21 protein-coding genes are annotated in these 22,600 nt (G+C 71.9%); 3 read left to right on the forward strand and 18 right to left on the reverse strand.

Annotated features, from left to right (window positions below; genetic code table 11):
- The first annotated feature begins 128 nt into the window (after positions 1-128).
- Positions 129-1,160, forward strand: coding sequence for a TerC family protein (locus tag AN216_RS06400; RefSeq protein WP_170843048.1), 1,032 nt, complete (start codon positions 129-131; stop codon positions 1,158-1,160).
- 147 nt (positions 1,161-1,307) lie between these two features.
- Here AN216_RS06400 and AN216_RS06405 read toward each other — a convergent pair whose 3' ends face one another.
- The 6 genes from AN216_RS06405 to AN216_RS06430 all read right to left on the reverse strand — a co-directional run bounded on the left by AN216_RS06405 (position 1,308) and on the right by AN216_RS06430 (position 7,405).
- Positions 1,308-2,276, reverse strand: a complete 969-nt coding sequence (locus AN216_RS06405) for a TIGR03557 family F420-dependent LLM class oxidoreductase (RefSeq protein ID WP_070195773.1) — start codon at positions 2,274-2,276, stop codon at positions 1,308-1,310.
- Between the two features lie 173 nt (positions 2,277-2,449).
- On the reverse strand, positions 2,450-3,193 hold the full coding sequence (locus AN216_RS06410; protein ID WP_070195774.1) for a class I SAM-dependent methyltransferase: 744 nt from the start codon (positions 3,191-3,193) through the stop codon (positions 2,450-2,452).
- 96 nt (positions 3,194-3,289) lie between these two features.
- Complete coding sequence (locus tag AN216_RS06415; protein ID WP_070195616.1) at positions 3,290-4,045, reverse strand: SDR family NAD(P)-dependent oxidoreductase; 756 nt, start codon at positions 4,043-4,045, stop codon at positions 3,290-3,292.
- Positions 4,046-4,229: 184 nt separating this feature from the next.
- The gene (locus AN216_RS06420; RefSeq protein ID WP_070195617.1) at positions 4,230-4,565 is read right to left on the reverse strand and encodes a hypothetical protein; all 336 of its coding nucleotides are present in this window, start codon (positions 4,563-4,565) and stop codon (positions 4,230-4,232) included.
- Positions 4,565-5,719, reverse strand: coding sequence for a 3-ketosteroid-9-alpha-monooxygenase, oxygenase component (locus AN216_RS06425; RefSeq protein WP_070195618.1), 1,155 nt, complete (start codon positions 5,717-5,719; stop codon positions 4,565-4,567). Before AN216_RS06425 ends, AN216_RS06420 begins: the two co-directional genes overlap by 1 nt.
- Positions 5,720-5,896: 177 nt before the next feature.
- Complete coding sequence (locus AN216_RS06430; RefSeq protein WP_070195619.1) at positions 5,897-7,405, reverse strand: FAD-binding protein; 1,509 nt, start codon at positions 7,403-7,405, stop codon at positions 5,897-5,899.
- A 294-nt stretch (positions 7,406-7,699) separates the two neighbouring features.
- Between AN216_RS06430 and AN216_RS06435 the strand changes: the two genes are divergently transcribed.
- Together AN216_RS06435 and AN216_RS06440 are read left to right on the forward strand one after the other, a co-directional pair.
- Positions 7,700-8,317, forward strand: a complete 618-nt coding sequence (locus AN216_RS06435; protein WP_079166324.1) for a TetR/AcrR family transcriptional regulator — start codon at positions 7,700-7,702, stop codon at positions 8,315-8,317.
- A gap of 269 nt (positions 8,318-8,586) precedes the next feature.
- On the forward strand, positions 8,587-9,372 hold the full coding sequence (locus AN216_RS06440; protein ID WP_070195620.1) for an SDR family oxidoreductase: 786 nt from the start codon (positions 8,587-8,589) through the stop codon (positions 9,370-9,372).
- Positions 9,373-9,452: 80 nt separating this feature from the next.
- Here AN216_RS06440 and hsaA read toward each other — a convergent pair whose 3' ends face one another.
- From hsaA to casI, 12 genes are all read right to left on the reverse strand, one after another.
- A complete protein-coding gene (gene hsaA / locus AN216_RS06445) occupies positions 9,453-10,619 on the reverse strand; it encodes a 3-hydroxy-9,10-secoandrosta-1,3,5(10)-triene-9,17-dione monooxygenase oxygenase subunit (RefSeq protein ID WP_070195621.1) in 1,167 nt (388 codons plus the stop codon).
- An 86-nt stretch (positions 10,620-10,705) separates the two neighbouring features.
- Complete coding sequence (locus AN216_RS06450) at positions 10,706-12,307, reverse strand: FadD3 family acyl-CoA ligase (protein ID WP_070195622.1); 1,602 nt, start codon at positions 12,305-12,307, stop codon at positions 10,706-10,708.
- Positions 12,308-12,312: 5 nt separating this feature from the next.
- Positions 12,313-13,107, reverse strand: a complete 795-nt coding sequence (locus tag AN216_RS06455) for an SDR family NAD(P)-dependent oxidoreductase (protein WP_070195623.1) — start codon at positions 13,105-13,107, stop codon at positions 12,313-12,315.
- On the reverse strand, positions 13,104-14,045 hold the full coding sequence (locus AN216_RS06460) for a 3-oxoacyl-ACP reductase (RefSeq protein WP_070195624.1): 942 nt from the start codon (positions 14,043-14,045) through the stop codon (positions 13,104-13,106). The genes AN216_RS06455 and AN216_RS06460 overlap by 4 nt, the downstream gene beginning before the upstream one ends.
- A 171-nt stretch (positions 14,046-14,216) precedes the next feature.
- A complete protein-coding gene (locus tag AN216_RS06465) occupies positions 14,217-15,002 on the reverse strand; it encodes a 2-keto-4-pentenoate hydratase (RefSeq protein ID WP_070195625.1) in 786 nt (261 codons plus the stop codon).
- On the reverse strand, positions 14,968-15,849 hold the full coding sequence (locus AN216_RS06470) for a MaoC/PaaZ C-terminal domain-containing protein (protein ID WP_070195626.1): 882 nt from the start codon (positions 15,847-15,849) through the stop codon (positions 14,968-14,970). Before AN216_RS06470 ends, AN216_RS06465 begins: the two co-directional genes overlap by 35 nt.
- On the reverse strand, positions 15,846-17,027 hold the full coding sequence (locus AN216_RS06475) for a lipid-transfer protein (RefSeq protein WP_070195627.1): 1,182 nt from the start codon (positions 17,025-17,027) through the stop codon (positions 15,846-15,848). The genes AN216_RS06470 and AN216_RS06475 overlap by 4 nt, the downstream gene beginning before the upstream one ends.
- Positions 17,024-17,428, reverse strand: coding sequence for a MaoC family dehydratase (locus AN216_RS06480; protein WP_212732680.1), 405 nt, complete (start codon positions 17,426-17,428; stop codon positions 17,024-17,026). Before AN216_RS06480 ends, AN216_RS06475 begins: the two co-directional genes overlap by 4 nt.
- 80 nt (positions 17,429-17,508) lie before the next feature.
- The gene (locus AN216_RS06485) at positions 17,509-18,693 is read right to left on the reverse strand and encodes an acyl-CoA dehydrogenase family protein (protein WP_070195628.1); all 1,185 of its coding nucleotides are present in this window, start codon (positions 18,691-18,693) and stop codon (positions 17,509-17,511) included.
- Entirely contained in the window at positions 18,693-19,721 is a 1,029-nt protein-coding gene (locus tag AN216_RS06490) for a bifunctional MaoC family dehydratase N-terminal/OB-fold nucleic acid binding domain-containing protein (RefSeq protein WP_244502351.1), read from the reverse strand. Before AN216_RS06490 ends, AN216_RS06485 begins: the two co-directional genes overlap by 1 nt.
- Positions 19,718-20,884, reverse strand: a complete 1,167-nt coding sequence (locus tag AN216_RS06495) for an acyl-CoA dehydrogenase family protein (RefSeq protein ID WP_070195629.1) — start codon at positions 20,882-20,884, stop codon at positions 19,718-19,720. The genes AN216_RS06490 and AN216_RS06495 overlap by 4 nt, the downstream gene beginning before the upstream one ends.
- A gap of 53 nt (positions 20,885-20,937) precedes the next feature.
- Positions 20,938-22,593, reverse strand: coding sequence for a steroid-22-oyl-CoA synthetase (casI, locus tag AN216_RS06500; RefSeq protein WP_070195630.1), 1,656 nt, complete (start codon positions 22,591-22,593; stop codon positions 20,938-20,940).
- Positions 22,594-22,600: the final 7 nt, after the last annotated feature.

The following is a 22,600-nucleotide window of genomic DNA, read 5'->3' on the forward strand; positions in this document are numbered from 1 at the left end:
CGCTGACGTACCGCAAGACGCCTGACGTCCCCTCACGAGTCGCGCACAACCAGGACGCAAAAGATTTCTTTACCTTCCTTTGGCCATTCTTGTACTTTGGGCCTCCATACCGCAGGGAGGGGTGCAGGGTGGACGTCTCAATGACCATGTGGGTACTCACGGTTGTAGGACTGTGCGTGCTGATCTCGGTCGACTTCTTCATCGGTGGCCGCAAGCCACACGAGGTCTCGATGAAGGAGGCGGGCACCTGGTCGATCGTCTGGATCGTCCTCGCGGCGCTCTTCGGCGTCGGCCTGTTGGTCTGGGGTAACGGACAGGCGTCGGGCGAGTTCTTCGCGGGCTACATCACCGAGAAGTCGCTCAGTGTCGACAACCTCTTCGTCTTCGTGCTGATCATGGCGAAGTTCGCCGTCCCGTCGATCTACCAGCAGCGGGTGCTGATGATCGGTGTGCTGATCGCGCTTGTGCTGCGCGCGGTCTTCATCGGCGTGGGTGCCGCCGCGATCGCCGCCTTCGCCTGGGTCTTCTACATCTTCGGCGCCTTCCTCATCTGGACCGCCTGGAAGTTCGTGCAGGAGGCGCGTGCCGAGGAAGAGGAGGACTGGGAGGAAGGCCGCCTGCTGAAGGCGATCCAGCGGCGCGTGCCCTCCACCGACAAGTGGCACGGCACCAAGATGGTCATCCGCGAGAACGGCAAACGGCTGGTCACGCCGATGCTGATCGTCATGGTGGCGATCGGCCTCACGGACGTGCTCTTCGCGGTGGACTCGATCCCGGCGATCTTCGGCCTGACCCAGGACCCGTACATCGTCTTCACCGCCAACGCGTTCGCGCTGATGGGCCTGCGGCAGCTGTACTTCCTCATCGTCGGCCTGCTGAAGAAGCTGGTCCACCTGTCGTACGGCCTCTCGGCGATCCTCGCCTTCATCGGTGTGAAGCTGGTGCTGCACGGCGTCCACGAGACGACGAGCCTGCACGTGCCGGAGATCTCCATCCCGGTCTCGCTGGGCGTCATCTGCGGCGTGCTGGCCATCACGACCGTCACCAGCCTGATGGCGACGAAGAAGGCGGAGAGGGAAGCGGTACAGAACGCCGGGGACGACCCGGCGGAGCCGAACGAGAAGGCGGACGCCGAGAGCAAGGCGGACTCCCAGGGCTGAGGCCGTGTCGTCTGGATCTCAGGGCCCTCCCGGACGAGCGGTCGCCCCCGGCGCTGAACCGGGGGCGACCGCCCGTCCGAACGCGACCGCTCACAGCGAGCACGTCGCGGTGCTCCAGCGACCGTGCGGGAGCCGGTGGGGCGCGGTTCAGCCTTCCGCGGTCAACGCGCGGAGGGGCGCGTCGAGTTCGCGCTCGTAGAAGTCGAAGAAGCCGTCCACCTCGGGGCCGACGTTCATCATGACCAGCCGGTCGAAGCCCGCCGTGGCGAAGTCGCGGGCGGTGGCCAGGGCGCGGTCCGGGTCAGGTCCGCAGGCGAACCGCTCGAGGATGTCCTCCTCTCGGACGGTGCTGGTGGCGGCGTCGAAGTTGACGGGATTGGGAAGCTCGCTCATCACCTTCCAGCCGGTCAGCGCCCAGCGCGAGGTGTCCAACGCGGCCCGCGCCGCGGTACGTTCGTCCGCCGCCCAGGCCAGGGGCACCTCCGCGTAACGCGGTCCCGAGCCACCGAAGTCCCGGTAGCGGCGGACGAGGGCGGGGTCCTCCTCGGTCGCGAACAGCGCGTCTCCGAGCTCCGCCGCGATGCGTGCCGAGTCCGCGCCGCTGGCGGCCACGGCGATCAACGGCGCCTCCGCCGGCAGGTCGAAGACCCGGGCGTCCTCCAGCCGCAGGTGCCGGCCCTCGTACGAGCGGTAGCCGCCCTCCCAGAGCAGCCGGATGATCTCCAGCGCCTCACGCAGAAGCTCGTGACGTTGGCGAACGGCGGGGAACCCGCGCCCGACGACGTGTTCGTTCAACCGCTCACCGGAGCCGACGCCCAGGACGAAGCGGCCCCCGGACACCAGCGCGAGCGTGGCGGCGGCCTGCGCGATGATCGCCGGGTGGTAGCGGACGGTCGGACAGGTCACGCCGGTCACCAGCCCGACGCGGTCCGTACGTGCCGCGATGGCACCGAGCACGGTCCACACGAAGGGCGAGTGGCCCTGGTTGTCCAGCCAAGGGTGGAAGTGGTCGCTGATCTCCACGAAGTCGAAACCGGCCGTCTCGGCGCGCGTCGCCTGCCGGATCAGTTCCTCGGGGCCGAACGCCTCGGACGCCAGCTTGTAGCCGATCTGCATGCTCTCCTCGCTCCCTGCGGTCATCGGTCCCGCCTCCGGGAACCCTGGCAGGCATCCGTGCGGGGCGAGGGAAGCCAGGCCGGTGCCCCGCGTCGTACCCCCTGGACAGCGGAGGCGGTCGGGGACGGCGTGGGGCGCGCCCGCGCTGGTCCTCCCGACCGCCGCGCAATCGGCTAAGCAGCGGGTGGGAGGCGGTAGACGGAGACGTGGGAACGGGATTCCGGGGTGAACTCGGTCCCGCTCCAGTCGGCGTGCCGGCTCTCCCGCTCGAACCCCGCCAGCTGGGCCATGAGGTCCAGTTCGGCCGGCCAGACGTAGCGGTGCGGGCTGCGGAAGACCCGCGCCTCCGGACCGTCGCCGAACGAGAAGTGGTGCGAGACGACCCGCTGACGCGACACGTCAAAGGTGTCCAGGCCGATGTATCCGGGTTCGGACCGCCAGACCACGGCCTGCTGCCCGGGCGGGAGCCGCCCCGTATCGGGGACCCACAGCTCGATGGCCAACCGGCCGCCTGGTACGAGGTGCCGCGCCGCGTTGCGGAGGCACGCGACCTGCTCTTCCTGGGTGAGCAGGTTGGAGAGGGCGTTGTAGACGAGGTAGACGAGCTGGAAGGTCCCCGGGACACGGCCGGTCGCCATGTCTTCGACGACCACCGGGATCGTGGCGTCGTCCGCCTTCGTACGCAACTGGTCCAGCATCGGCCGCGAGAGCTCGATGCCGGCGACCGGTACACCGCGCCGGGCGAGCGGCACGGCCACTCGACCGGTCCCGACGGCGAACTCCAGCGCCCGTCCGCCGTCGGCCAGTGCGGCGAGGCGGTTCACCGTCGGCCCCAGCACCTCCGGCTCGAACATGCCGAGGCCCGGCGTGTCATAGCTCCGCGCGGTTTCCGCGTCCCAGACCTCGCCCTGCCGCATGCCGTCCACGGTTCACCGAACATGCGACGGGTGTCGACGGGTTTTCGGGGCTTCAGGCGTGCCGGCCGTCGCTGCGAACCGCGAACCGCGTACGGCTCAGCGGAGTTTGATCGCGCCACCGTCCGCCATCAGGGTCTGACCGGTCATGTACCGCGAGTCATCGCTGGCGAGGAAGGCCACGATGGGCGCGACGTCCTCGTCCGGGTCGCCGAACCGCCCGAGCGGGACCTTGGCGGCCGACTGCGCGTACTGCTCGGGGCGCGCCTCGGCCCACTGGGCCACTCCGGCGGTGAGCGCCATGGGGCACACCACGTTGACCCGTATGTCGTGCTGGGCCCACTCGTTGGCCACGACCCGGCTGAGGCCCCGGATGGCCTCCTTCGTCGCGGCGTACGACGCCTGGTTGGGCTGGCCGTCCAAGCCCGCGCCGGAACCGAAGTTGATCACCGAGCCCGCCCCGGAGGCACGCAGTTCCGGCAGCGCCGCGAGCATGAAGTTGCGGGTGGCGTACAGGCTCGTGTCCATGGCGAGGTCCCAGTCCTCCGCCGTCTGCTCCTCGAAGGGTCGCTGCCGGGACACGCTCGCGTTGTTCACCAGGACGTCGAGCCCTCCGAAGCGCTCGGCGGCGGTCGCGACGGCCGTGTCGGCGACGGCCCGGTCGGACACGTCCCCGCGCAGGAACACCATGGCGTCGCCGAGCTGGCGGGCGAGCGCCTCCCCGGCCTCCTCCTGTAGGTCCACGACGACGACCCGGGCGCCACGGTCGACGAACAGCTTCGTGACGGCACCGCCGATGCCCGAGGCCCCTCCGGTGACGAGGGCGGTCCTGCCTGCCAAGCTGGGAGTACTCATGCGTCGTTTCCTCGCGTCTCGCCCGGGTGCAGTGCTTCCAGGGCAACTGTAATGAATTCTATTTTCCTCCCCGTCCAGCCGGCGCGTGACACCGGCCACGCGCTCTCGCAGGATAGGTACGGCCACACCGAGCGGCGAGCGGAAGCCCGCCGCGCGTCACTACCGGAGCCGTCGGGGAGCGTGCTCAGCCGTCCGCCGGCAGCTCTTCCCGCACGGGGATCTCCCCCGCGGCCGCCGCCTCCCGGATCGTCGCCGCGAGCGCCCGGCATCCTCGGAACCCCGGCCCGCCGGGATCCGGACCGCTGATACCCGAACCGCTGGAACCCGGTCCGCCAACGCCCGACCGCGAGCCGGACGGCAGCAGCCGGCGCTCGGCGCAGGCGCTCAGCGCCTCGGAGTCCCACTGGACGCTGGTCTGCTCCCAACTGCTCTTGCGCGCCGCCACCCGGGCGCCGCACGCCCGGCATACGACGGGCCGCATCGGGGAGTCGAGCAACCGGTTGTCGGTCCGTGGAGCCATCAGACCGGCTGGCTCTCTGTCGAGACGTCGGCCTGTCTCGCGAGGTTCTCCGCGACCTCGGCCTGCCACGCCTCGTTGGGCCGCGTCGTGTCGATCTCGAACTCGAAGCGGTCGGTCATCTCCGGGCTCACCTCGGCGACGTCCACGTAGAACTGCTCGTACCAGCGGCGCAGCTGGTAGACCGGGCCGTCCTCCTCGCACAGAAGCGGGTTGTCGATCCGCGCCTTGTGCTGCCAGATCTCGACGTCCTGCTCAAAGCCGATCTTGATGAACTCGGCCATCTTCCCGGCCAGTTCCTCCGCCGAGCCGCCGAGGTGCTCGGCCTTCCGCACCACGACGCCGTACTGCAACATGAACGAGTCCGAGCTCACCGGATAGTGGCAGTTGATCAGCACCGACTCCACGTCGCCGTCGCTGTAGTGATAGGTCAGCTCGTCGGTCATGAACGACGGACCGTGGTAGGTGGCCACCGAGGTCTGGCCCTGCACCTTGGGAGCGCCGCTCCCCTCGGCCTGTGGCCGGCGCACGTCCTCCCGCGCGACGCCCTCCATGACCTGGGTCGCGGTGTGACCCTCGAAGATGTTCTTGAAGTACGTGGGGAAGGAGTAGTGCACGTAGAAGAAGTGCGCCATGTCCACCACGTTGTCGATGATCTCGCGGCAGTTCGAGCCCTCGATCAGGACCGAGTACCAGGTCCAGTCCGTCCACTCGTCGCTCGTCGCGCCCTCGATGCGCGGCACCGTCACGTCCTCGGGCGGCGCCTTGCCCTCCGGGTCGTGCCACACGAACAGCAGGCCGTCCTGTTGCAGCGTCGGGAACGCCGCCGTACGGGCCCGCATCGGCGCCCGGCGGGCGTAGGGCACGCCGGTGCAGCGTCCGTCGCCGCCCCACCGCCAGGAATGGAAGGGGCAGGCGACGTCGTCACCGATCACCGTGCCGCGGGACAGGTCTCCGCCCATGTGCCGGCAGTAGGCGTCGAGCACGTTCAGCGTGCCGTCCGAGGAGGCCCACACGACCAGCTTCTGCCCGAAGGCGTGGATCGTGTGCGGCTTCCCGTCCGCGAAGTCCCGGGCCAGTCCCAGACAGTGCCAGCCACGGGCGAAGCGTGTCGGCACAGCGTCCGCCTCGATGCTGCGAACCTCGTCCGTGGTCATGTGAGTCCTACCTTTCAGCGTGGGTGCTCATCACCGGCAGCGTCCCCGTCAACGTAGGAGCGGTGCCGGGTGGTCGGTGCCGCGATCCCACTGAGCGGTACCGGCCGAGCCGTACGCGCGACCGCACGCCGCCTCGTACACACGCCGGACCCGCACGGCCGCCGGACGACCCGTCGCTCAGCCGGCCATGTCCTTGGCGGCCAGCGCCCCGAAGACCATCGCGGTGCCGATCGGGATACCGGGGCCGGGGTAGCAGTCCCCCGTGAAGGACGCGCTGGTGTTGCCGGCGGCGTACAGGCCGGCGATCGGCGAGCCGTCCTCCCGCAACGCCCGTCCGCGCACGTCCGTGACGAGGCCGCCCTTCGTACCCAGGTCCGCGAGTACGAGCCGCGCGGCGAAGTAGGGAGGTTCGCGGACGGCGCGCAGCACGGGGTCGCCGAACCAGTGGCCGAACTCGTCCCGTTCGCGGCCGAAGTCCGCGTCCCGACCGGCGTCGACGAAGCCGTTGAACCGGTCGACGGTCGCGGTCAGGGCCTCGGCCGGGACGCCGATCCGTACGGCCAGCTCCTCCAGGGTGTCGGCCCTGCTCCACGTTCCCGCGGCCAGGTGCTCGGACGGGTCACCCGGCGGCATCGCGATGCCGGGGAACCGGCCGCCGGCCGCACTGTCGAAGATCACCTGGGAGGGCGTGCGAGCCGGGTCGGCCGCCATCTCGCGTCCGAAGCGGTCGTACGGCAGCGACTCGTTGGCATACCGGGAGCCGTGCGCGTCGACGACGAGTCCGCCGGTGAACCCGGGCACGAAGCCGGCCCGGCCATCCGGCATGGCGACGCCAGGGCACCACCATGCCTCGTGCATCAGCGCGGTCACCGCCCCGATCGCGGTGGCGGCGCGGACGGGTTCGCCGGTGTTGGTGCCGAGCGGCGCCATCGCCCGGTCGGCGTGGCCGGGGACCCGATGGGCACGACGCAGGTCGGCGTTGCGCTCGAACCCGCCCCCGGCGAGGAGCACCCCCCTCCGCGCGCCCAGCCGGACGACCCTGCCCTCCCGGACGGCGACGACCCCGGTCACCCGGTCTTCGTTGGTCACCAGCTCCTCCACACACGTCCCTAGGCGGAGGACGCCGTGGCCGGTGCGGTGGTACGCGAGCAGCAGCCGGCCGATCAGCGCGCGCCCGGCGCTCAGTGGGCCGGGGGCATGGCCCTCGCCGGCCCGGTTGCGTTCCACCGACGGACGGATCAGGGGCGCCAGATCGCCCAGCTCGGCCGCGTCGATGTCGAGCGGCACGAAGGACCGGCCACCCGGCACCCGGCCCGGCCGGTCGTAGTAGTCGGGGAAGACCCGGAACCGGAACTCGATGGCCGGGTCCGCCTCCAACTCCCCCACGAGCACGGGCGCCTCCCGAAGGAACGCCTCCTGCTTCCCGGTGTCGTCGGCGCCCAACAGCGCGCGGAGGTACGTACGGGCCGCCTCGGTCGAGTCCCCGACCCCGTCCCGTGCCTGCACCTGCGAGCCGGGCAGCCACAGCGCGGCGCCGGAGTAGGCCGAGGTCCCGCCCAGCAGTGCGGTCTTCTCCACCACCGCGGTCGCCAGGCCCGCACTGGCGGCCGTGTACGCGCCGGTCAGCGCGCCGCCTCCCGATCCCACGACGACGACGTCGTACTCCTCGTCCCAGTTCCCCGCCACGCGCCGACCTCCCTGGTCGCTGATCTCACCGTGTCACCGAGGAAACCCATGACGTCCGCGCGCGCCGGGCGTCGATCCCACTCAGCGGTACGCCGGATGTCCCCGCCGGTGGTCCGTACCGGATGCTGGGGCCTCTCGCGTTCGCCAAGCCCGCGCGACCGACCGCGCTTCCGCCGGCACTGGTGCCGCGTCCTCACGCAGCGGGCGCTGTGCCGAGCGTCGCGACGGGGCTCACCTTGGCTGACGCGGCACTAGCATGGGGTTTGCCAGCGAAGGTCACGAGGGGGAGGAACCGTGCCGAGAATCGCCGCAGACCGCCCGGCCGCGGAGCCGCAGTCGCCGGGACAGCGAGCCCGGCACGAGCGCATTCTGGACGCGGCGGCCCGCCTCGGCGCGGAACACGGGCTCGACCACGTGCAGATGCACGACGTGGCGAAGGAGGCCGGCGTCGCCATCGCGACGCTGTACCGCTACTTCCCCTCCAAGACGCACCTGTTCACGGCGATCATGGCCGGACAGGTCGAGCGGATGGGCGAGAGCTCGCCCGAGATCGACGCCGCGGCCGACCCCGTGGAAGCGGTGGCCGAGACGCTCCTGCGCTCCACCCGGCACATGCTGCGCACTCCGCGGCTGGCGAGCGCGATGATGCAGAGCACCTACGCCGCGCACGTCGCCACGGTCAGCGAGGCCGCCGCGACCGAGGCCAAGGTGCACGACACCGTCCTCGGGCTGCTCGGCCTGGTGGAACCGACCGACCAGGACAACCGTCTCGTACGGCTGCTGATGAAGAGCTGGCACGGCGTGCTCATCTCCGCGATCTACGCGCACTCGACGCTCTCCGAGGCGGAGACCGAGGTCCGGCTCGCGTGCGAGGTGCTGCTCGCGGCCCGCTCCAACGCTCCTGGCCGCTGAGCCACCGGGGCCGCTGAGCCACTGAGCCGCTGGCCGCCGGGGCGCTGTTCCGCGCGAACGCCCCGCCGCTCCGCTCCCGTTCACCGGGACACCGCGCACCTCCGCGCGCCGAGGGGCTACGTTCGCCGGAACGCGAACGGGCCGGGCCGTACGACGTCGCTGACCTGACTGACCCCGGCCCCGCCGTGTCCGAGTACCGCACGGCGCCGGTCGCTCGACAGCACCCACCGAACCGCGAGAGCCGCCGGGACGGCGGCGGGGGGCGAGACATGGACATCAGCAATCCGGTGGACTTCACCGGGCACTGCGTCGTCGTGACCGGCGGCACCAAGGGCATCGGCGCCGCCATCGCCGAGGCGTTCCTCCTCACCGGAGCGGACGTCGTGGTCTGTGGTCGCGGTGAACCGCCAGAGCTGCCGAGCGCGGACGGGCGTCGCGCGGTGTTCCTGGCCGCCGACGTACGGGAGGCCGAGGCGGCGACCACCCTGGTCGATGAGACCGTGGCACGCTTCGGACGCCTGGACGTGCTGGTCAACAACGCCGGCGGCTCCCCCAGCGCGGACGCGGCCGAGGTGTCGCCGCGCTTCGTCGACAAGATCGTCGCGCTCAACCTGCTCGCGCCGTTCTACGCGGCGCAGGCGGCGAACCGGGTCATGCGCTCCCAACCCACGGGGGGCTCGATCATCAACATCGGGAGCGTCTCCGCGCACCAACCCCAGCCCGGCACGGCCGCGTACTCCGCCGCCAAGGCCGGTCTGCTGTCACTCACCCGGGCACTGGCCCTGGAGTGGGCGCCGGCCGTACGGGTCAACCACATCACCACCGGCCTCATCCGCACCGAGAACGCCGCGGCCGTGTACGGCGAGGACGGCGGAGCCGCCGTGTCCGAGGTGATCCCGATGGAACGGATGGCCGTGCCCGAGGATGTGGCCCGCGGCTGTCTCTACCTCGCGAGTGGTCTGGCGTCCTACGTCAACGGCGCGGACCTAGCCGTGCACGGCGGCGGCGAGTTCCCCGCCCGGTATCTCGCGGCCCGGTCCAGCGGGGCTTCCTGACCCGCCGGGCGTCCCGGTCCTCCGGGGCGCCCGGGACCGCAGCCCGAACCGGAGCCCGGGAGCTCGGCCGAGGCCGGGCCTCAGACCAGGTTGTCCTCGACTGTCAGCCCGAACGCGCCCCGGCCGTACAGGGCGAGGGTCCGCTCCACGTCGTTGGCCACGTGCACGCTACCCGCGTGGGCGTCCCGCCAGGCTCGTTCGATCGGGTTGCCGCGCCGCAGCGAGTTGCCGCCCGCCGTCTTGAACAGCAGGTCGATCGCGTGGACCGCGCGCTCCGTCCCCCGCACCTGGTCCCGCCGGGTGCGCAGCCGCAGCTCCATGGGGATGTCCCGGCGCGCGGTGGCGTGCTCGGTCAACTCGCGGATGTTCCGGTCCAGTTGCAGCACGGCCGCGTCGATCTCCGAGCCCGCCCGGGCGATGGCGACCTGCGCGTACGGGTCCTCCGCGAACTGACCGCCGCCGAGGCTCAGCCGGACCCGCTCCGTCATGCGGGAGAGATACGACTCGTAGCAGCCCACCGCCGCGCCGATGACCGGAGAGGTGATCGCGCTGGTGAACACCGCCGCGAACGGAAGCCGGTACAACGGCCCGGAGTTGACCCGCTGCCCCGGGCCCCTGAGCTGAGCCTGCTCGTAGTTCCTCAGGACCCGGTGGGCCGGCACGAACGCCTTGTCGACGAGGATGTCGTTGCTGGCCGTGCCCCGCAGCCCCACGACGTCCCAGACCTCCTCGATCCGGTAGTCCGACCGGGGCACGAGCACCGTCAGGAAGTCCGTCGGCCGGCCCTGTGCCCCGACGACCAGCGCCCCGAGCAGGACCCATCGGCCGTACTCACAGCCGGAGGAGAAGCTCCAGTGGCCGCTGAGCTGGTAGCCGCCGTCGACCGCGGTGAGCCGGCCCGCGGGCGCGTACGCGGAGGAGACCAGGGTGTCGCCGTCGCTCCCCCAGACCTCCTGCTGGGCACGCTTGGGGAAGAGGCCCAGTTGCCAGGGGTGCACGCCCAGCACCGCGGTGACCCAGCCCGTGGAGCAGCAGACGGCGGAGAGGGCCCGCACCACCTCGTAGAACTCGACCGGTTCGCGCTCCTGCCCGCCGTACGGGCTGGGCTGCAGCATCCGGAAGACGCCGGCGTCGACGAGTTCCCGGACCGTCGTCTCCGGGACGCGTCCCTCCTCGTCGGCGGCCCGCGCGCGCTCGGCTATGCCGGGCAGCAGGGCGCGTACCGACTCCAGTGCGGTGTTGGCCATCGTGGTGTCCTCCGTGTCGCTGCGTTCGAGGGCCCGCCGCCGGGTACGAGGCGAGCCCGAGGCCCCGCGACCGGCGCCATGACCGGTCAACGGGATGTCCCGCGCAGGTCGTCCTTACGGATCTTGCCGGCGGCGTTGCGCGGCAACGTCTCGAGGACGGTCACCTCCCGGGGGGCCTTGAAGTTCGCGAGCAACTCACGGCAGTGGTCGACGAGTTCCGTGGGGGTCGTCACCGCCCCCGGACGCAGCGTCACGTACGCGTGCCCGATCTCCCCCATCCGGTGGTCGGGGACACCGATCACCGCGGCCTCCGCGACGGCGTCGTGCCGGGCGAGGGTCTGCTCGACCTCCGCCGGGGAGACGTTGAAGCCCCCGACGACGAACATCTCCTTCGACCGGCCGGTGAGGGTCAACCTGCCGTCCTCGTCGAGGTGCCCGATGTCGCCGGTGTCCAGCCAGCCCTCCGGATCGACGGCCTCCGCGGTGGCCTCCGGGTCGTCCAGGTAGCCGCGCATGACGTTGTGGCCCCGGACCAGGACGACGCCGTCCCGCCCGGCGGGCAGCCCCTCCCCCTGAGCGTCGACGACCCGGACGCGGACGCCCTCGATGGGGCGGCCGGCCGTACGGGCGACGGCCTCGTCGGGGTCCCGCGCGGTGCACGCGCTCACCGTCCCGCAGGACTCCGTGAGGCCGTACGCGGTCAGCACCGTCGGGAACAACTCCGCCCGGATCCGCCGGACCAGGGCGACCGGCACGGTGGCGGCTCCCGTCACGGCCAGCCGCAGGGAGGACAGGTCGTAGTCCTCCCGGCCCGGCGCGTCCAGGAGGGAGGTGTAGATCGTCGGTGGGCCCGGCAGCACGGTGACGGACTCTGTCTGCACGAGCCGCATGGTCTCGGCGACGTCGAAGACCAGTTGCAGCACCATCGTGGCGCCGCGCAGCAGACAGGCCAGCACCCCGGCCTTGTATCCGAAGGAGTGGAACATCGGATTGATGATCAGGTAGCGGTCGCCGCGCACCAGGCCGGTGCGGTCGCACCAGGCCCGGTACGTCCGTACGTTCTGCCCGTGCGTGGTCAGCACGCCCTTGGGGCGGCCGGTCGTGCCGGAAGTGAACAGCACGTCCGACACGTCGTCCGCTCGTACGGACACGGCCCGGGCGACGGCCTCGTCGGTCGGGACCCGGTCGCCGTCACGCAGGAAGGATTCCCAGGACGTCGCCCCCGCCCGCTGGCCCTGGTCGAGGGTGACCACCTCGGCGAGGTCGGTCAGATCCGGGACCGGACGGTCCGGTGCGGTCCGGTCCGACTCGCCCTGGACACCGAGCAGCGCCAGATAGTCATTGCCGAGGAAGCCGTCCTCGACGAACAGCAGTCGGGCCCCGCTACGGCGCAGCACGTCGCGCGCCTCCTCGCCCTTGTAGCGGGTGTTGACCGGGACGAGCACCGCCCCGGCGCTCAGCACCCCGAGCGCCGCGGTGATCCAGCGGGTGCTGTTCGGGGCCCACAGCGCGATTCGGTCGCCCCGTGCGGTCCCCCGGGCGAGCAGCGACCGGGTGACCGCCAGGGCCTCGTCCCGCAGCTGCCGGTAGCTCAGACGCAGCTCGCCGTCCACCACCGCCTCCACGTCCGGGGCGGCGGTCGCGGCGAGCGTGAGGGCGCCGGGGATCGTGGTCTCCTCGGGCGGCATCCCGCTCACTCCTTGGGGAGCATGCGCTGGGACGCCTCGTGGGCCCCGGTGACGAGTGCCGCGCGGTCCCCGATGTCGTTGCGCTTCTCCGCCGTCGCGTCGTTCCCGCCGGCGATCCACACCGGCCCGTCGGCAAGGTGCGCCAGCCCCTCGCGCGCGACATCGTCCGGTTCGGCGACGTTCAGGCCTGGGAGGTCCATCCGCAGGCCCGCCCGCTCCATGGACGGCGTGCGGGTCACCCCCAGCACCAGCTCCAGCACGTGTACGCCGTGCGGTTTCAGCTCCAGCCACAGCCCCTCGGCGAAGATCCTGCCGAACGCCTTCACTCCGGAGTACACGCTGATCTGCGCCTGCCCCATGTAGCCGGACAGCGAGCCGACCAGCATGATGCCGCCACGCCCCCGCTCCTTCATCCGCGCGCCGAAGTGGTGGGCGAGCGCCAACTGGGCGGTGATGTTGAGGTCGATCACCTCTCGGACGCGCTCGAGGTCACCGGTGACGAACTCGTGACCGTAGCTGTTCGCCCCCGCGTTGAAGATCAGCAGGCCGACGTCGAGATCCTCGGTCGCCGCGCGGATCGCTCGCGGTGCCGCGCTGTCCAACAGGTCGAGCGGGAGGGTGCGTACCTCCACACCGGTGGCCCGGATCTCCTCGGCGGTCTGCTCGAGTGGACCCGGCTTGCGGGCGATGAGCACCAGGTTGACGCCCGCCTCGGCGAGTTGGTGGGCGAACGAGGCGCCGACGCCCTCGGAGCCTCCGGCGATGACGGCCCACGGTCCGTACGTGTCCTTGTCGATCATCGATTCGTCTCCATGGTGTCGAAGGACGGGTCGAGCCGGGCGATGTCGTAGGCAGCGAACGTCTGGTGCGGGTCGCGGTCGGCGAAGTACGCGCCCAGCTGGGACTCGAACTCCTCCGTGCTGAAGGCGCCGTCCGCCGCGGTGAACTTCCGTTCCACGGTGGGCGGGGCCAGCAGGGCGACCATGTCGCCGTAGACCACGAACACCTGGCCGCTGATCCCGTCCGAGGCGGGCGAGGCGAGATAGCTCACGAACGTGCCGACCCGCTCGGGAGCGAGTGGGTCCAGGCCGTCTCCGGCGCCGTCCTCGGCGGCGTCGGTGGCGAAGGCGTCGGCGGTCATGCCCGTACGGGCGCGCGGGCAGATGGCGTTGGCGCGTACGCCGTACCGGGCGAGACCCTGCGCCGTCGCCAGGGTCAGCGCGACGATGCCGGCCTTGGCCGCCGAGTAGTTCGGCTGGCCCGGGGCGCCGAAGAGGAACGCCTCGGACGCGGTGTTGACGACCCGTCCGTACACCGGACCGCCGGCGGTCTTGCTGGCGGCCCGCCAGTGCGCCGCTGCCGCGCGGGAGACGGCGGCGTGCCCCTTGAGATGGACGTGGACCACGTCGTCCCAGTCGGGCTCGCTGAGGTTGAACAGCATCCTGTCGCGCAGGACGCCCGCGTTGTTGACGAGGACGTCCAGGCTGCCGAACCGCTCCACCGCGGTCCGCACCAGGCGGTCACCCATGGACCAGTCGCCGACGTCACCGGTGACCGCGACCGCCGTGCCGCCCAGGTCCCGGATCTCGGTGACGACCTCCTCGGCACCCGGGCCCATGTCGTTCACCACCACGTTCGCCCCGTCGGCCGCCAGCGCCAACGCCTCGCTCCTGCCCAGGCCCGCACCGGCGCCGGTGACGACGGCGGTGCGCCCTTCCAGGCTGCTCCTCGAGCTCATCCTGTCTCTTTCTCCTCGTGCGTGGCGGATACGGCGAGGCCGAAACTAGTACGAATTCTGGTTCCGCCCGTGGGCCTGTCCCGCTGAGTGGGTCGAGCGCGCCCCAGGCCCGACGGCACGCGCCAGATCCCGACACGCGCAGGTCCCGGAACGCCTCAGGTCCCGGAACGCTCAAACGAAGCGGGCGGACACCGAGCCCAGGCCCTCGAACTCGGCGCGGAACTCGTCGCCGGGCCGCGCGTCGACCGCCCGCGTGCACGACCCCGGCAGCACCAGCTGACCGGCCTCCAGCCGCACCCCGAAACCGGCGACCTTGCGGGCCAACCACGCCACCGCCACCGTCGGGTCCCCCAGTACCGCGCTGGTGTCGCCGCGCGCGATCTCCTCCCCGCCCTGGTACAGCACGGCGCCAACGCCCGCCAGATCCAGGTCCGTTGGCGCGACACGGCCGCTCCCCAGCAGCACCCCGGCCGAGGACGCGTTGTCCGCGATGGTGTCCTCCAGCGCGATCCGCCAGTCCGCGATCCTGCTGTCGATCAGTTCGATGCCGGGGACGACGTACTCGGTCGCGGCGATGACGTCCGCCTCGGTGCACTCCTCGCCGGGCAGGCTCTCGCCGAGGACGTAGCCGATCTCCACCTCGATACGCGGCTGACAGTAACGGGCCGTGTCGACCGGAACATCCTCGGACAGCACCATGTCGGAGAGCAGATGGCCGTAGTCGGGCTCGTCCACGCCCATCATCCGCTGCATGACCTCGGAGGACAGCCCCACCTTGTGGCCGCGCACCGACACGCCGCCCGCCCGCCGCCGTTCGATGTTCCGCAGCTGGATCTCGTACGCGTCGACGACGTCGATCCCGGGGAAGGTGTCGGTCAGCGGCTCGACGGGAGCCCGGTCCCGCTCCGCGTCCCGCAACAGCTCAGCGGCCTTGGCGCGCCGCGGGGTATCCAGCATCGGTGTCTTCCTTCCGTGTTCGGGTGCCGTCCGTCACGTCGCGGGCCGGCCGGAACCGGGCACGTCCCCCGGAGTGGGCCGTACGCTCGGGCGCAGAGGTCTCGAACCGCAGCCCGGCCGCGTCGTCGTCTCCCCAACCCCGCACCTCGAGCGGGTCACCCGGGAAAACCGGAGCCGCGAAGCGGCCCTCGAGCTCGACCAGGTCGGCGGGGTGCGCGTGCACGGCCCTGGCGATCGGCAGGGTCACCGCCGCGAGCGTGCACAGACCGTGCAGGAACGGACGAGGCATGCCGGCCGCGACCGCCGCGGCCGGATCGATGTGCATGTGGTGCCGGTCCCCCAGCAGCCGGTAGAGCGCGGCCTGTTCCGGCCCGGTGGCCAGCGACAGCCGGTGCTCGGCGGGCTTCTTGGGTGGTCGGGGCGCGGAGGGCCCGCGCTCCCCGCCGGAGCCGCCACCGCCCGGGGCGAACAGCGACCAGGTCGCCACGAAGTAGTCGCTGACCACCTCGACCTCGAAGACCGCGGCCCGTCCCTTGTCCCACACCTCGGCCACCCGCGCGGCCATCCGTACGGCGCCGGACCGCGGCAACGGCCGGCGTACGGTCAGCCGCTGCGCCCCGTGCACGGCGGTCGTCGGGTCGAAGGCGCCCAGGCCGCCGAGGGCGTCCGGAGCCCACTGGGCGAGCGTCAGGGCGAAGGTCGGGAGCACCCGCAGGCGCTCCTCGAAGACCAGGTCGAGGTCGGTCGCCCGGGCGCCCACCGCGAGCGCGTAGAGGATCGCGTCCCGTTCCGTGTAGGGGACGCTTCGGCTGCCGAGGTCGTGGCCACGCCACGGGGAGACGGTCAATGGTCCACCCCCAGGAGGACGGCGCTGGTCGGTACGCCGGTGCCCGCGGTGACCAGCGCGTGCCGTACGTCCGCGGGCTGGTTCACCGAGGTGCCGCGGATCAGTCGGACGCCCTCGGCGACGCCGTTCATGCCGTGCAGATACGCCTCGCCGAGCTGACCGCCGTGGGTGTTCGTCGGCAGCCGGCCGCCGACCTCCAGGTGCCCGTCGGCGATGAAGTCCCGGGCCTCGCCGGTGGCGCAGAAGCCGAGTTCCTCAAGCTGCGGCAGTACGAGCGGGGTGAAGTGGTCGTAGAGCACCGCGGCGTCCACCTCTCCGGGCCCGAGGCCGCTCTGGGCGTACAACTGCCTGCCGACCAGGCCCATCTCGGGGATGCCGCTGATGCTCGGGCGGTAGTAGCTGGTCATCATGTGCTGGTCGGTCCCCGAGCCCTGGGCGGCGCCGCGGATCACGGCCGGCGGGTGCGGCAGGTCGCGGGCGCGTTCCGCCGACACGATCACCAGCGCCTGCCCGCCGTCGGTCTCCTGGCAGCAGTCCAGCAGGCGCAGCGGCTCGGCGATCCAGCGGGACTCGCGGTGGTCCTCCAGGGTGATGGGGCGCCCGTGGAACCAGGCGGCCGGGTTGTTCGCGGCGTGCTTGCGGTCGACGACCGCGACCCGGCCGAAGTCCTCGGTGCTCGCGCCGTGCTCGTGCATGTAGCGGCGGGCGAACATGGCCACCCACTGGGCGGGCGTGTTCAGGCCGTACGGGGTCATCCAGGCGTACGCGGCCCGGTCGGCGCTGACGTCCATCGGCCGGTCGGCCTGCCCGAGGCCGTAGCGTTCCCCGGAACGCTCGTTGAAGGCGCGGTAGCAGACGACCACCTCCGCCGCGCCGGTGGCGACGGCCATGGCGGCCTGCTGGACGGTGCCGCCACCCGCGCCGCCGCCGTAGCCGACCCGGGAGAAGAACGTCAGCTCGCCCATCCCGGTGTTGCGGGCCACATGGATCTCGGAGCTGGTCTCCGCGGTGAAGGTGACCAGACCGTCCACGTCGGAGGGCCGGAGGCCGGCGTCGGCGACGGCCTTGAGCACCGCCTCGCAGGCGAGTTGGAGTTCGCTGCGGCCGGACGCCTTGGAGAACTCCGTCGCGCCGATGCCCGCGATGGCGGCGTGCCCGCTGAGGGCGCCTACGGTCATGACGCGCCCGCTTCCCTCGGCAGCCGCACCTCGGCCGTACCGCTGAGGTGGGTGCCCAGGCCGTTGGTGCCCCGCACCGCGATCTCGACCCGCCGCTCCTCGTCCGTACGGCCCGTGACCGTGCCGCTGAGCACCATCGTGTCGCCCGGGTGGTTGGGCGCGCCGAGCCGAAGCCGGATCGCCTGGACGACCGCGGCGGGGCCGGCCCACTCGGTGAGGTAGCGGTCGACCAGGGCGTTGCTGGTCAGGATGTTCATGAAGATGTCCTTCGAACCGCGCTCGCGCGCGAGGTCCGGGTCGTGGTGCACGTCCTGGTAGTCGCGGCTCGCGAGGGCCGTGGCGACGATGAACGTGCGGGTCAGGGGGATCGCCAGCTCCGGGAGCGGTTCGCCGACGGCCACCTCCTCGTACGTACGGGTGCGGGGCACCGTCGAGGAGGTCGTGGCGGCGTGCGAGGAGGGCTCGGTCGCCCGGGTCCGTGTCACGGGGCGGCCTCCCCACCGGCCAGGACCGCCCCGAGCCGAGCGAGGTCGGCACCGGACCCGCCCAGGGTGGTGGAGATCTGCTTGCCCCACAGGAAGTGGCGGTGCACCGGATAGTCGAGGTCCACGCCCATGCCGCCGTGCACGTGCTGGACCCGGTGGACCACGTCCAAGCCGCCTTCGGTGGCCCACCACTTGGCCACCAGCGCGGCCCGCTGACCGTCGGCCGCGCTGTCCGGGGCGTCCGGGGCGTCCGGGGCGTCCGGGACACCCGTGGCACTCGTGTCCGTGTCGCCGGTGTCGGCGTCTGCCAGCGCCGTCACCGCCTGCCACAGCGTCACCCGCATCGCCTCGATGTCGATGTAGCAGTCGGCGAGTTGGTGCTGCACGGCCTGGAAGGTGGCCAGCGGTCGCCCGAACTGCTCGCGTTCGCCGAGGTAGTCGGCGGCGTGCCGCAGCGCCCCCTCCGCCACCCCGAGCTGTACGGCCGCCAGCGCCACGCCGGCCCGGGCGACGAGCCACTCCACCACTCCGCTGCCCGGGGCACCGACCGCCTCGGCGGGGGCGTCCGTCAGCGTCAGCTGGGCGCTCAGCTCGTGGCTGGTGGTGTCGGCCCGCTCCCAGTCGGTGCCGGTGGCGTCCGGGGCGAGCAGGAAGAGGCCGGTGCCGGCCTCGGTGTCCGCCGTGACGAGCACCCGGCCGGCTCCGGACGGCGAGGGCACCACGGCCTTGGTGCCGCTGAGCGACCAGCCCCGCGGACCCGCGGTGGCCCGGGTGCCCGGGGCGAGCGGATCGCCGGGGGCGAACTCCTCCAGCGCCAGGGTGAGTCGGGCACTACCCTCGGCCGCGGCCGGCAACAGGCCCGTACGCTGCTCCGCCGTGCCGTGCGTGGCGACCGCCAGCGCGCCGAGGACGGCCGGCCAGACCGGCACGGGGGCCACCCGCCGGCCCTGCTCCTCCAGCAGTACGCACAGCGCGGCCATGCCGAGTCCGGCGCCTCCGACCCCCTCAGGCAGGGCGGTGCCGAGCAGCTCGGCGCGGGCCAGATCGTGCCAGAGCCGCTCGTCGAACCGGGTGTCGGAGGTCTCGACCTCCCGCAGCCGCTCGGGGGTGGCACGGTCGGTGAAGATCGTCCGCGCCAGGTCGCGTACCGCCTCCAGCTCCTCTCCCAGCGAGAAATCCATTACGGGTGCACCTCCGTCACGGCGGTCCGGAAGACCGGCAGCGACAAGTCGGGGTCGGCGTCGAGCCAATCCAGGACGACGGGCATGTCGATCTCGACGTCCTCGGGCGCGACGTCGAGCAGGTTGGTCAGCAGCCTGGTTCCCTCGGCCAGTTCGACGAGGGCGACGACCAGCGGGTAGGGGAACGCCGGGTGCTTCGGGTGGTGGTTCACCACGAAGCTGTACACCCGGCCGTGCCCTGACGCCTCGACGGTGTCCCAGCTGAGGCTGCCGCATTCCGGGCAACAGGGGCCCGGGGGGTGGCGCAGCCGTTCGCAGGTCGTGCAGCGTTGGATACGCAGGCTGTGCTCCTTCGCCGCCTCAAACCAGAAGGTGTTGTCCTGGTTGATGGCGGGCCGGGGGCGTAGCGGCGGCGGCTTGGCCTCGGTGTCGGTACCCGTACCGGTGTCGGCCGCCGGCTCCGACCGCGCGGGCCGGAAGCGCAGGGTGCGCCAGCGCTGGGTGGCGACGACCTCCCCCCGCTGATCGCGGTAGGTCTTCAGGGTGGTGACGAACCGTCCGGCACCGAGCCCGGTCTTCTTCTCCGCGGAGATCTCCTCCACGACCTCCCGCACCAGGACCTCGTCGCCGGGCGCGAGTTCCCGCTGGAACTCCAGCTCCGAGTCGGTCGCCACGACCGAGGTGTAGCCGCCCTCGTCGAGGAGACCCACGAGTTCGTCGAATCCGCGCCGGGCGGACGGGGAGGCTCCGCTGGCGGCGGCGTATCCGCGCATGGTCCACGCCTGCACCATGGAGGCCGGTGCCACCACTCCGGGCCGTCCCGTGGCACGGGCCGCCTCCTGGTCGACGTACACCGGGTTCTCGTCGCCCATGGCCTCTACCCAGTGCCGGATCATCGGCTGGTTCACCGGGTCCGGGCCGGGCGTCGACGCGGTCAGCTCACCTCCGACGAAGGCACGCAGCCGCGCTTCGTAGTCGTCGTGGCCGCCGTGTTCTCCGTGGTCGTCGTGCCCTTGGTGCCCGCTCACGCGCCACGCCCCTTACGGGGGAGGCCGAGGCCCTGGGTGGCCACCATGTCCCGGAGGATCTCGTTGACGCCGCCGCCGAAGGTGTTCACGATGCCCTGGCGGGAGAGCTGTTCGACCTGTCCGGCCAGGGCGGCGCCCGGTGACTCCGGCCGGACGCGTCCGGCGGCGCCGAGGATCTGGGTCAGGCTCCGCTGCACGTCGATATGCGTCTCGGTGCCGTACGCCTTGGCCGCGCCGGCGTCGGCGCCGGTCAGTTCGCCCCGCCCGACGGCGTCGGTCATCTTCCAGTTCAGCAGCCGCATCGCCTCGAGCCGGGCGTGAGTGCGGGCGAACTCCCGCCGCACCCAGGGAAGGTCGATGGTGCCATTGTCCCTGGCCCAGTCCAGGACGTGCTCCCAGAGCTGGATCATCCGTCCGCCGAGGGCGGCCAGGCCGACCCGCTCGTGGTTCAGTTGCGAGGTGATGAGCCGCCAGCCGCCGTTCACCTCTCCCACCACGTCGGTCTCCGGCACCCGGATACCGCTGTAGTAGGTGGCGGTGACGGTCAGCCCGCCCACGGTCCGGATCGGGCTCCAGGAGAAGCCCTCGGCGCTGGTGGGGACGGTCAGGATGGAGATGCCCCGGTGCTTGGGCGCGTCCGGGTCGGTACGGGCCGCCAGCCAGATCTGGTCCGCGGTGTTCGCGCCGCTGGTGAAGACCTTGCTGCCGTCGACGACGAAGTGCTCGCCGCTGCGTACCGCGCGGGTCGAGAGCGACGCCAGGTCGGTACCCGCGCCGGCCTCGGTGTAGCCGATGGCGAAGACGATGTCACCGGAGAGGATGCCGGGCAGGAAGCGCTTCTTCTGCTCCTGAGTGCCGTACTCCATGAGCGTGGGGCCGACCGTGTTCACGGTCACGAACGGGAAAGGGAGACCGGCTCGTTGGACCTCGTCGAAGAAGACGTACTGTTCCTCGACGGATCGGCCCTGACCGCCGTACTCCGTGGGCCAGCCGATGCCGAGCCAGCCGTCCGCGCCCAGCCGCGCCACGACCTCGCGGAAGCGGTCCCCGCCGACGCCCTGCTCGCCGACGCGCCGCCGTTCGTCCTCGGGCAACAGGCCCGAGAAGTACGCCCGCAGCTCCCGGCGCAGCTCACGGTGCGCGACACTCTCGCGCAGTTGCATGTGGTTCTCCCGTTCTGTTCGTGTCGCCGCTGCCGCGCGCTCCGGAAGCGCGGTCAGGGGAGGAAGCGCCCGCGCCCGTTGGCGAGGAACTCGTCCCGCAGCGCCGCCTTGTCGTCCTCGGTCATCGGGACGTAGTCGGGCTCGCCGCGTCCGACCCAGCGGTAGACCGGGTCGTCGGTGCGCCAGCCCGCCAGCCGCATCTCCTTCTTGCGCAGCTTGTTGGAGCCGGTGGTGGGCAGGGCGTGCGAGACCCGTACGAAGCGCGGTGCGCCCTTGGTGCCGAGATCCTCCTGCGCTTCGAGGAACTCCGGCAGCCCCAGGTCCTCGAAGCGGGTCCCGTGCGGGATCTCCACGGCGGCCATCACCTGGTCCCCGGAGCGGGGATCGGACACGCCGAAGACTCCGGCGGCGACCACGGCCGGGTGCCGGCGCAGAATGCGTTCGACCAGCAGCGCGGAGGTGTTCTCCCCGTCGACCCGAATCCAGTCGCCGGACCGGCCGGCGAAGTAGAAGTAGCCGGCCTCGTCGACGTATCCGAGGTCGCCGGTCCAGTACCAACCATGGTGCACGCGCTCGGCGTTGGCGGCGTCGTTCTTGTAGTAGCCCTCGAACCGGGCGGCGCCCTCGGTGTCGATGATCTCCCCGATGGCCTCCTCCGGGTTCCGCACCCGACCGTGCTCGTCCAAAGCGGCGGGCGGGCAGCTCTCCCGGGTGGCGGGGTGGACGATCCGCACGCTGTCCCGGGCGGGCACGCCGAGCACCCCGAGCGGGGCGTCGGGCGCCTGCCTGAGCATGCCGGCGCCCTCGCTGGAGCCGTAGCCCTCGATGAGCCGGCAACCGAACCGGCGCAGGAAGGTGGCCCGGTCCTCGGGCGAGGCTTCGGTGCCGAAGGCGTGCGTGAGGGGGTTCTCGGCGTCGTCGTCGCGTTCCGGTTGCGCCAGGACGTACGCCACGGCCTTCCCCACGTACGTGAAGAAGGTGGCGCCGAAGTGCCGTACGTCCGGCAGGAAGCCGGAGGCGGAGAACTTCGGGGTGAGCGCGAGGGTGGCGCCCGCGGTCAGCGCCGGGGCCCACAGCGCCATCAGCGCGTTGCCGTGGAAGAGCGGCATCGGGCAGTAGCAGACGTCGTCCGGCCCGACCTCGTACTTCGCGGCGTTGGAGTGGCCGAGTCCGGCCAGCCGGCCCTGCGAGCAGATCGCCGCCTTGGAGGCGCCCGTCGTGCCCGAGGTGAACAGCAGCAGCATCCTCGTGTCGGCGGTGACGTCCGAAGCCCGGGCCGGCTCGGCGGCGCGCCGGGCCAACAGTTCGGCGTATCCGGGGTCGTCCACGAGCAGGAACCGTTCGGGCCGTACGCCCACGTCGAGGCCGTCCAGGCGGGCCCGTCCGGCCTTGTCGGTGATGATCAGCTGGCAGTCGGTGTGGCGTACCTCCTGCTCCAGGTACGTGCCGCCGCGGGTGGGGTTGATGCCGACGACCGTCGCTCCGCTGAGGGCGGCGGCGCCGAGCCAGAAGACGTACTCCGGGACGTTGTCCAGCAGCACCCCGATGTGGAAGGGGCCCTCGGCACGCAGCTTCCCGGCCAGCGACGCGCGGGCCGCGCTCTCCCGTACGACCTCGGCCCAGGTCCAGCTCTCCGCGCGGGTCCGCAGACCCAGGCGCTCGTCGGCACCGCGGGCGAGCAGCAGGTCGGCGATGGTGTCGTGACGCACGTCCGCC

Source organism: Streptomyces oceani (genome assembly GCF_001751245.1).
In the GTDB taxonomy this organism is placed as follows: Bacteria; Actinomycetota; Actinomycetes; order Streptomycetales; family Streptomycetaceae; genus Streptomyces; species Streptomyces oceani.

Excerpts from the sequence above, each read along its gene's own strand:
- AN216_RS06485 (WP_070195628.1), bottom strand. The coding sequence starts at position 18,693 with ATGGATTTCTCGCTGGGAGAGGAGCTGGAGGCGGTACGCGACCTGGCG.
- AN216_RS06405 (WP_070195773.1), bottom strand. The coding sequence starts at position 2,276 with ATGCAGATCGGCTACAAGCTGGCGTCCGAGGCGTTCGGCCCCGAGGAA.
- AN216_RS06425 (WP_070195618.1), bottom strand. The coding sequence starts at position 5,719 with ATGACCACGGACGAGGTTCGCAGCATCGAGGCGGACGCTGTGCCGACA.
- AN216_RS06415 (WP_070195616.1), bottom strand. The coding sequence starts at position 4,045 with ATGAGTACTCCCAGCTTGGCAGGCAGGACCGCCCTCGTCACCGGAGGG.
- AN216_RS06420 (WP_070195617.1), bottom strand. The coding sequence starts at position 4,565 with ATGGCTCCACGGACCGACAACCGGTTGCTCGACTCCCCGATGCGGCCC.
- AN216_RS06475 (WP_070195627.1), bottom strand. The coding sequence starts at position 17,027 with ATGACCGTAGGCGCCCTCAGCGGGCACGCCGCCATCGCGGGCATCGGC.
- AN216_RS06495 (WP_070195629.1), bottom strand. The coding sequence starts at position 20,884 with ATGCAACTGCGCGAGAGTGTCGCGCACCGTGAGCTGCGCCGGGAGCTG.
- AN216_RS06440 (WP_070195620.1), top strand. The coding sequence starts at position 8,587 with ATGGACATCAGCAATCCGGTGGACTTCACCGGGCACTGCGTCGTCGTG.
- AN216_RS06465 (WP_070195625.1), bottom strand. The coding sequence starts at position 15,002 with ATGCTGGATACCCCGCGGCGCGCCAAGGCCGCTGAGCTGTTGCGGGAC.
- AN216_RS06455 (WP_070195623.1), bottom strand. The coding sequence starts at position 13,107 with ATGATCGACAAGGACACGTACGGACCGTGGGCCGTCATCGCCGGAGGC.
- hsaA (WP_070195621.1), bottom strand. The coding sequence starts at position 10,619 with ATGGCCAACACCGCACTGGAGTCGGTACGCGCCCTGCTGCCCGGCATA.
- AN216_RS06410 (WP_070195774.1), bottom strand. The coding sequence starts at position 3,193 with ATGCGGCAGGGCGAGGTCTGGGACGCGGAAACCGCGCGGAGCTATGAC.
- AN216_RS06460 (WP_070195624.1), bottom strand. The coding sequence starts at position 14,045 with ATGAGCTCGAGGAGCAGCCTGGAAGGGCGCACCGCCGTCGTCACCGGC.
- AN216_RS06450 (WP_070195622.1), bottom strand. The coding sequence starts at position 12,307 with ATGCCGCCCGAGGAGACCACGATCCCCGGCGCCCTCACGCTCGCCGCG.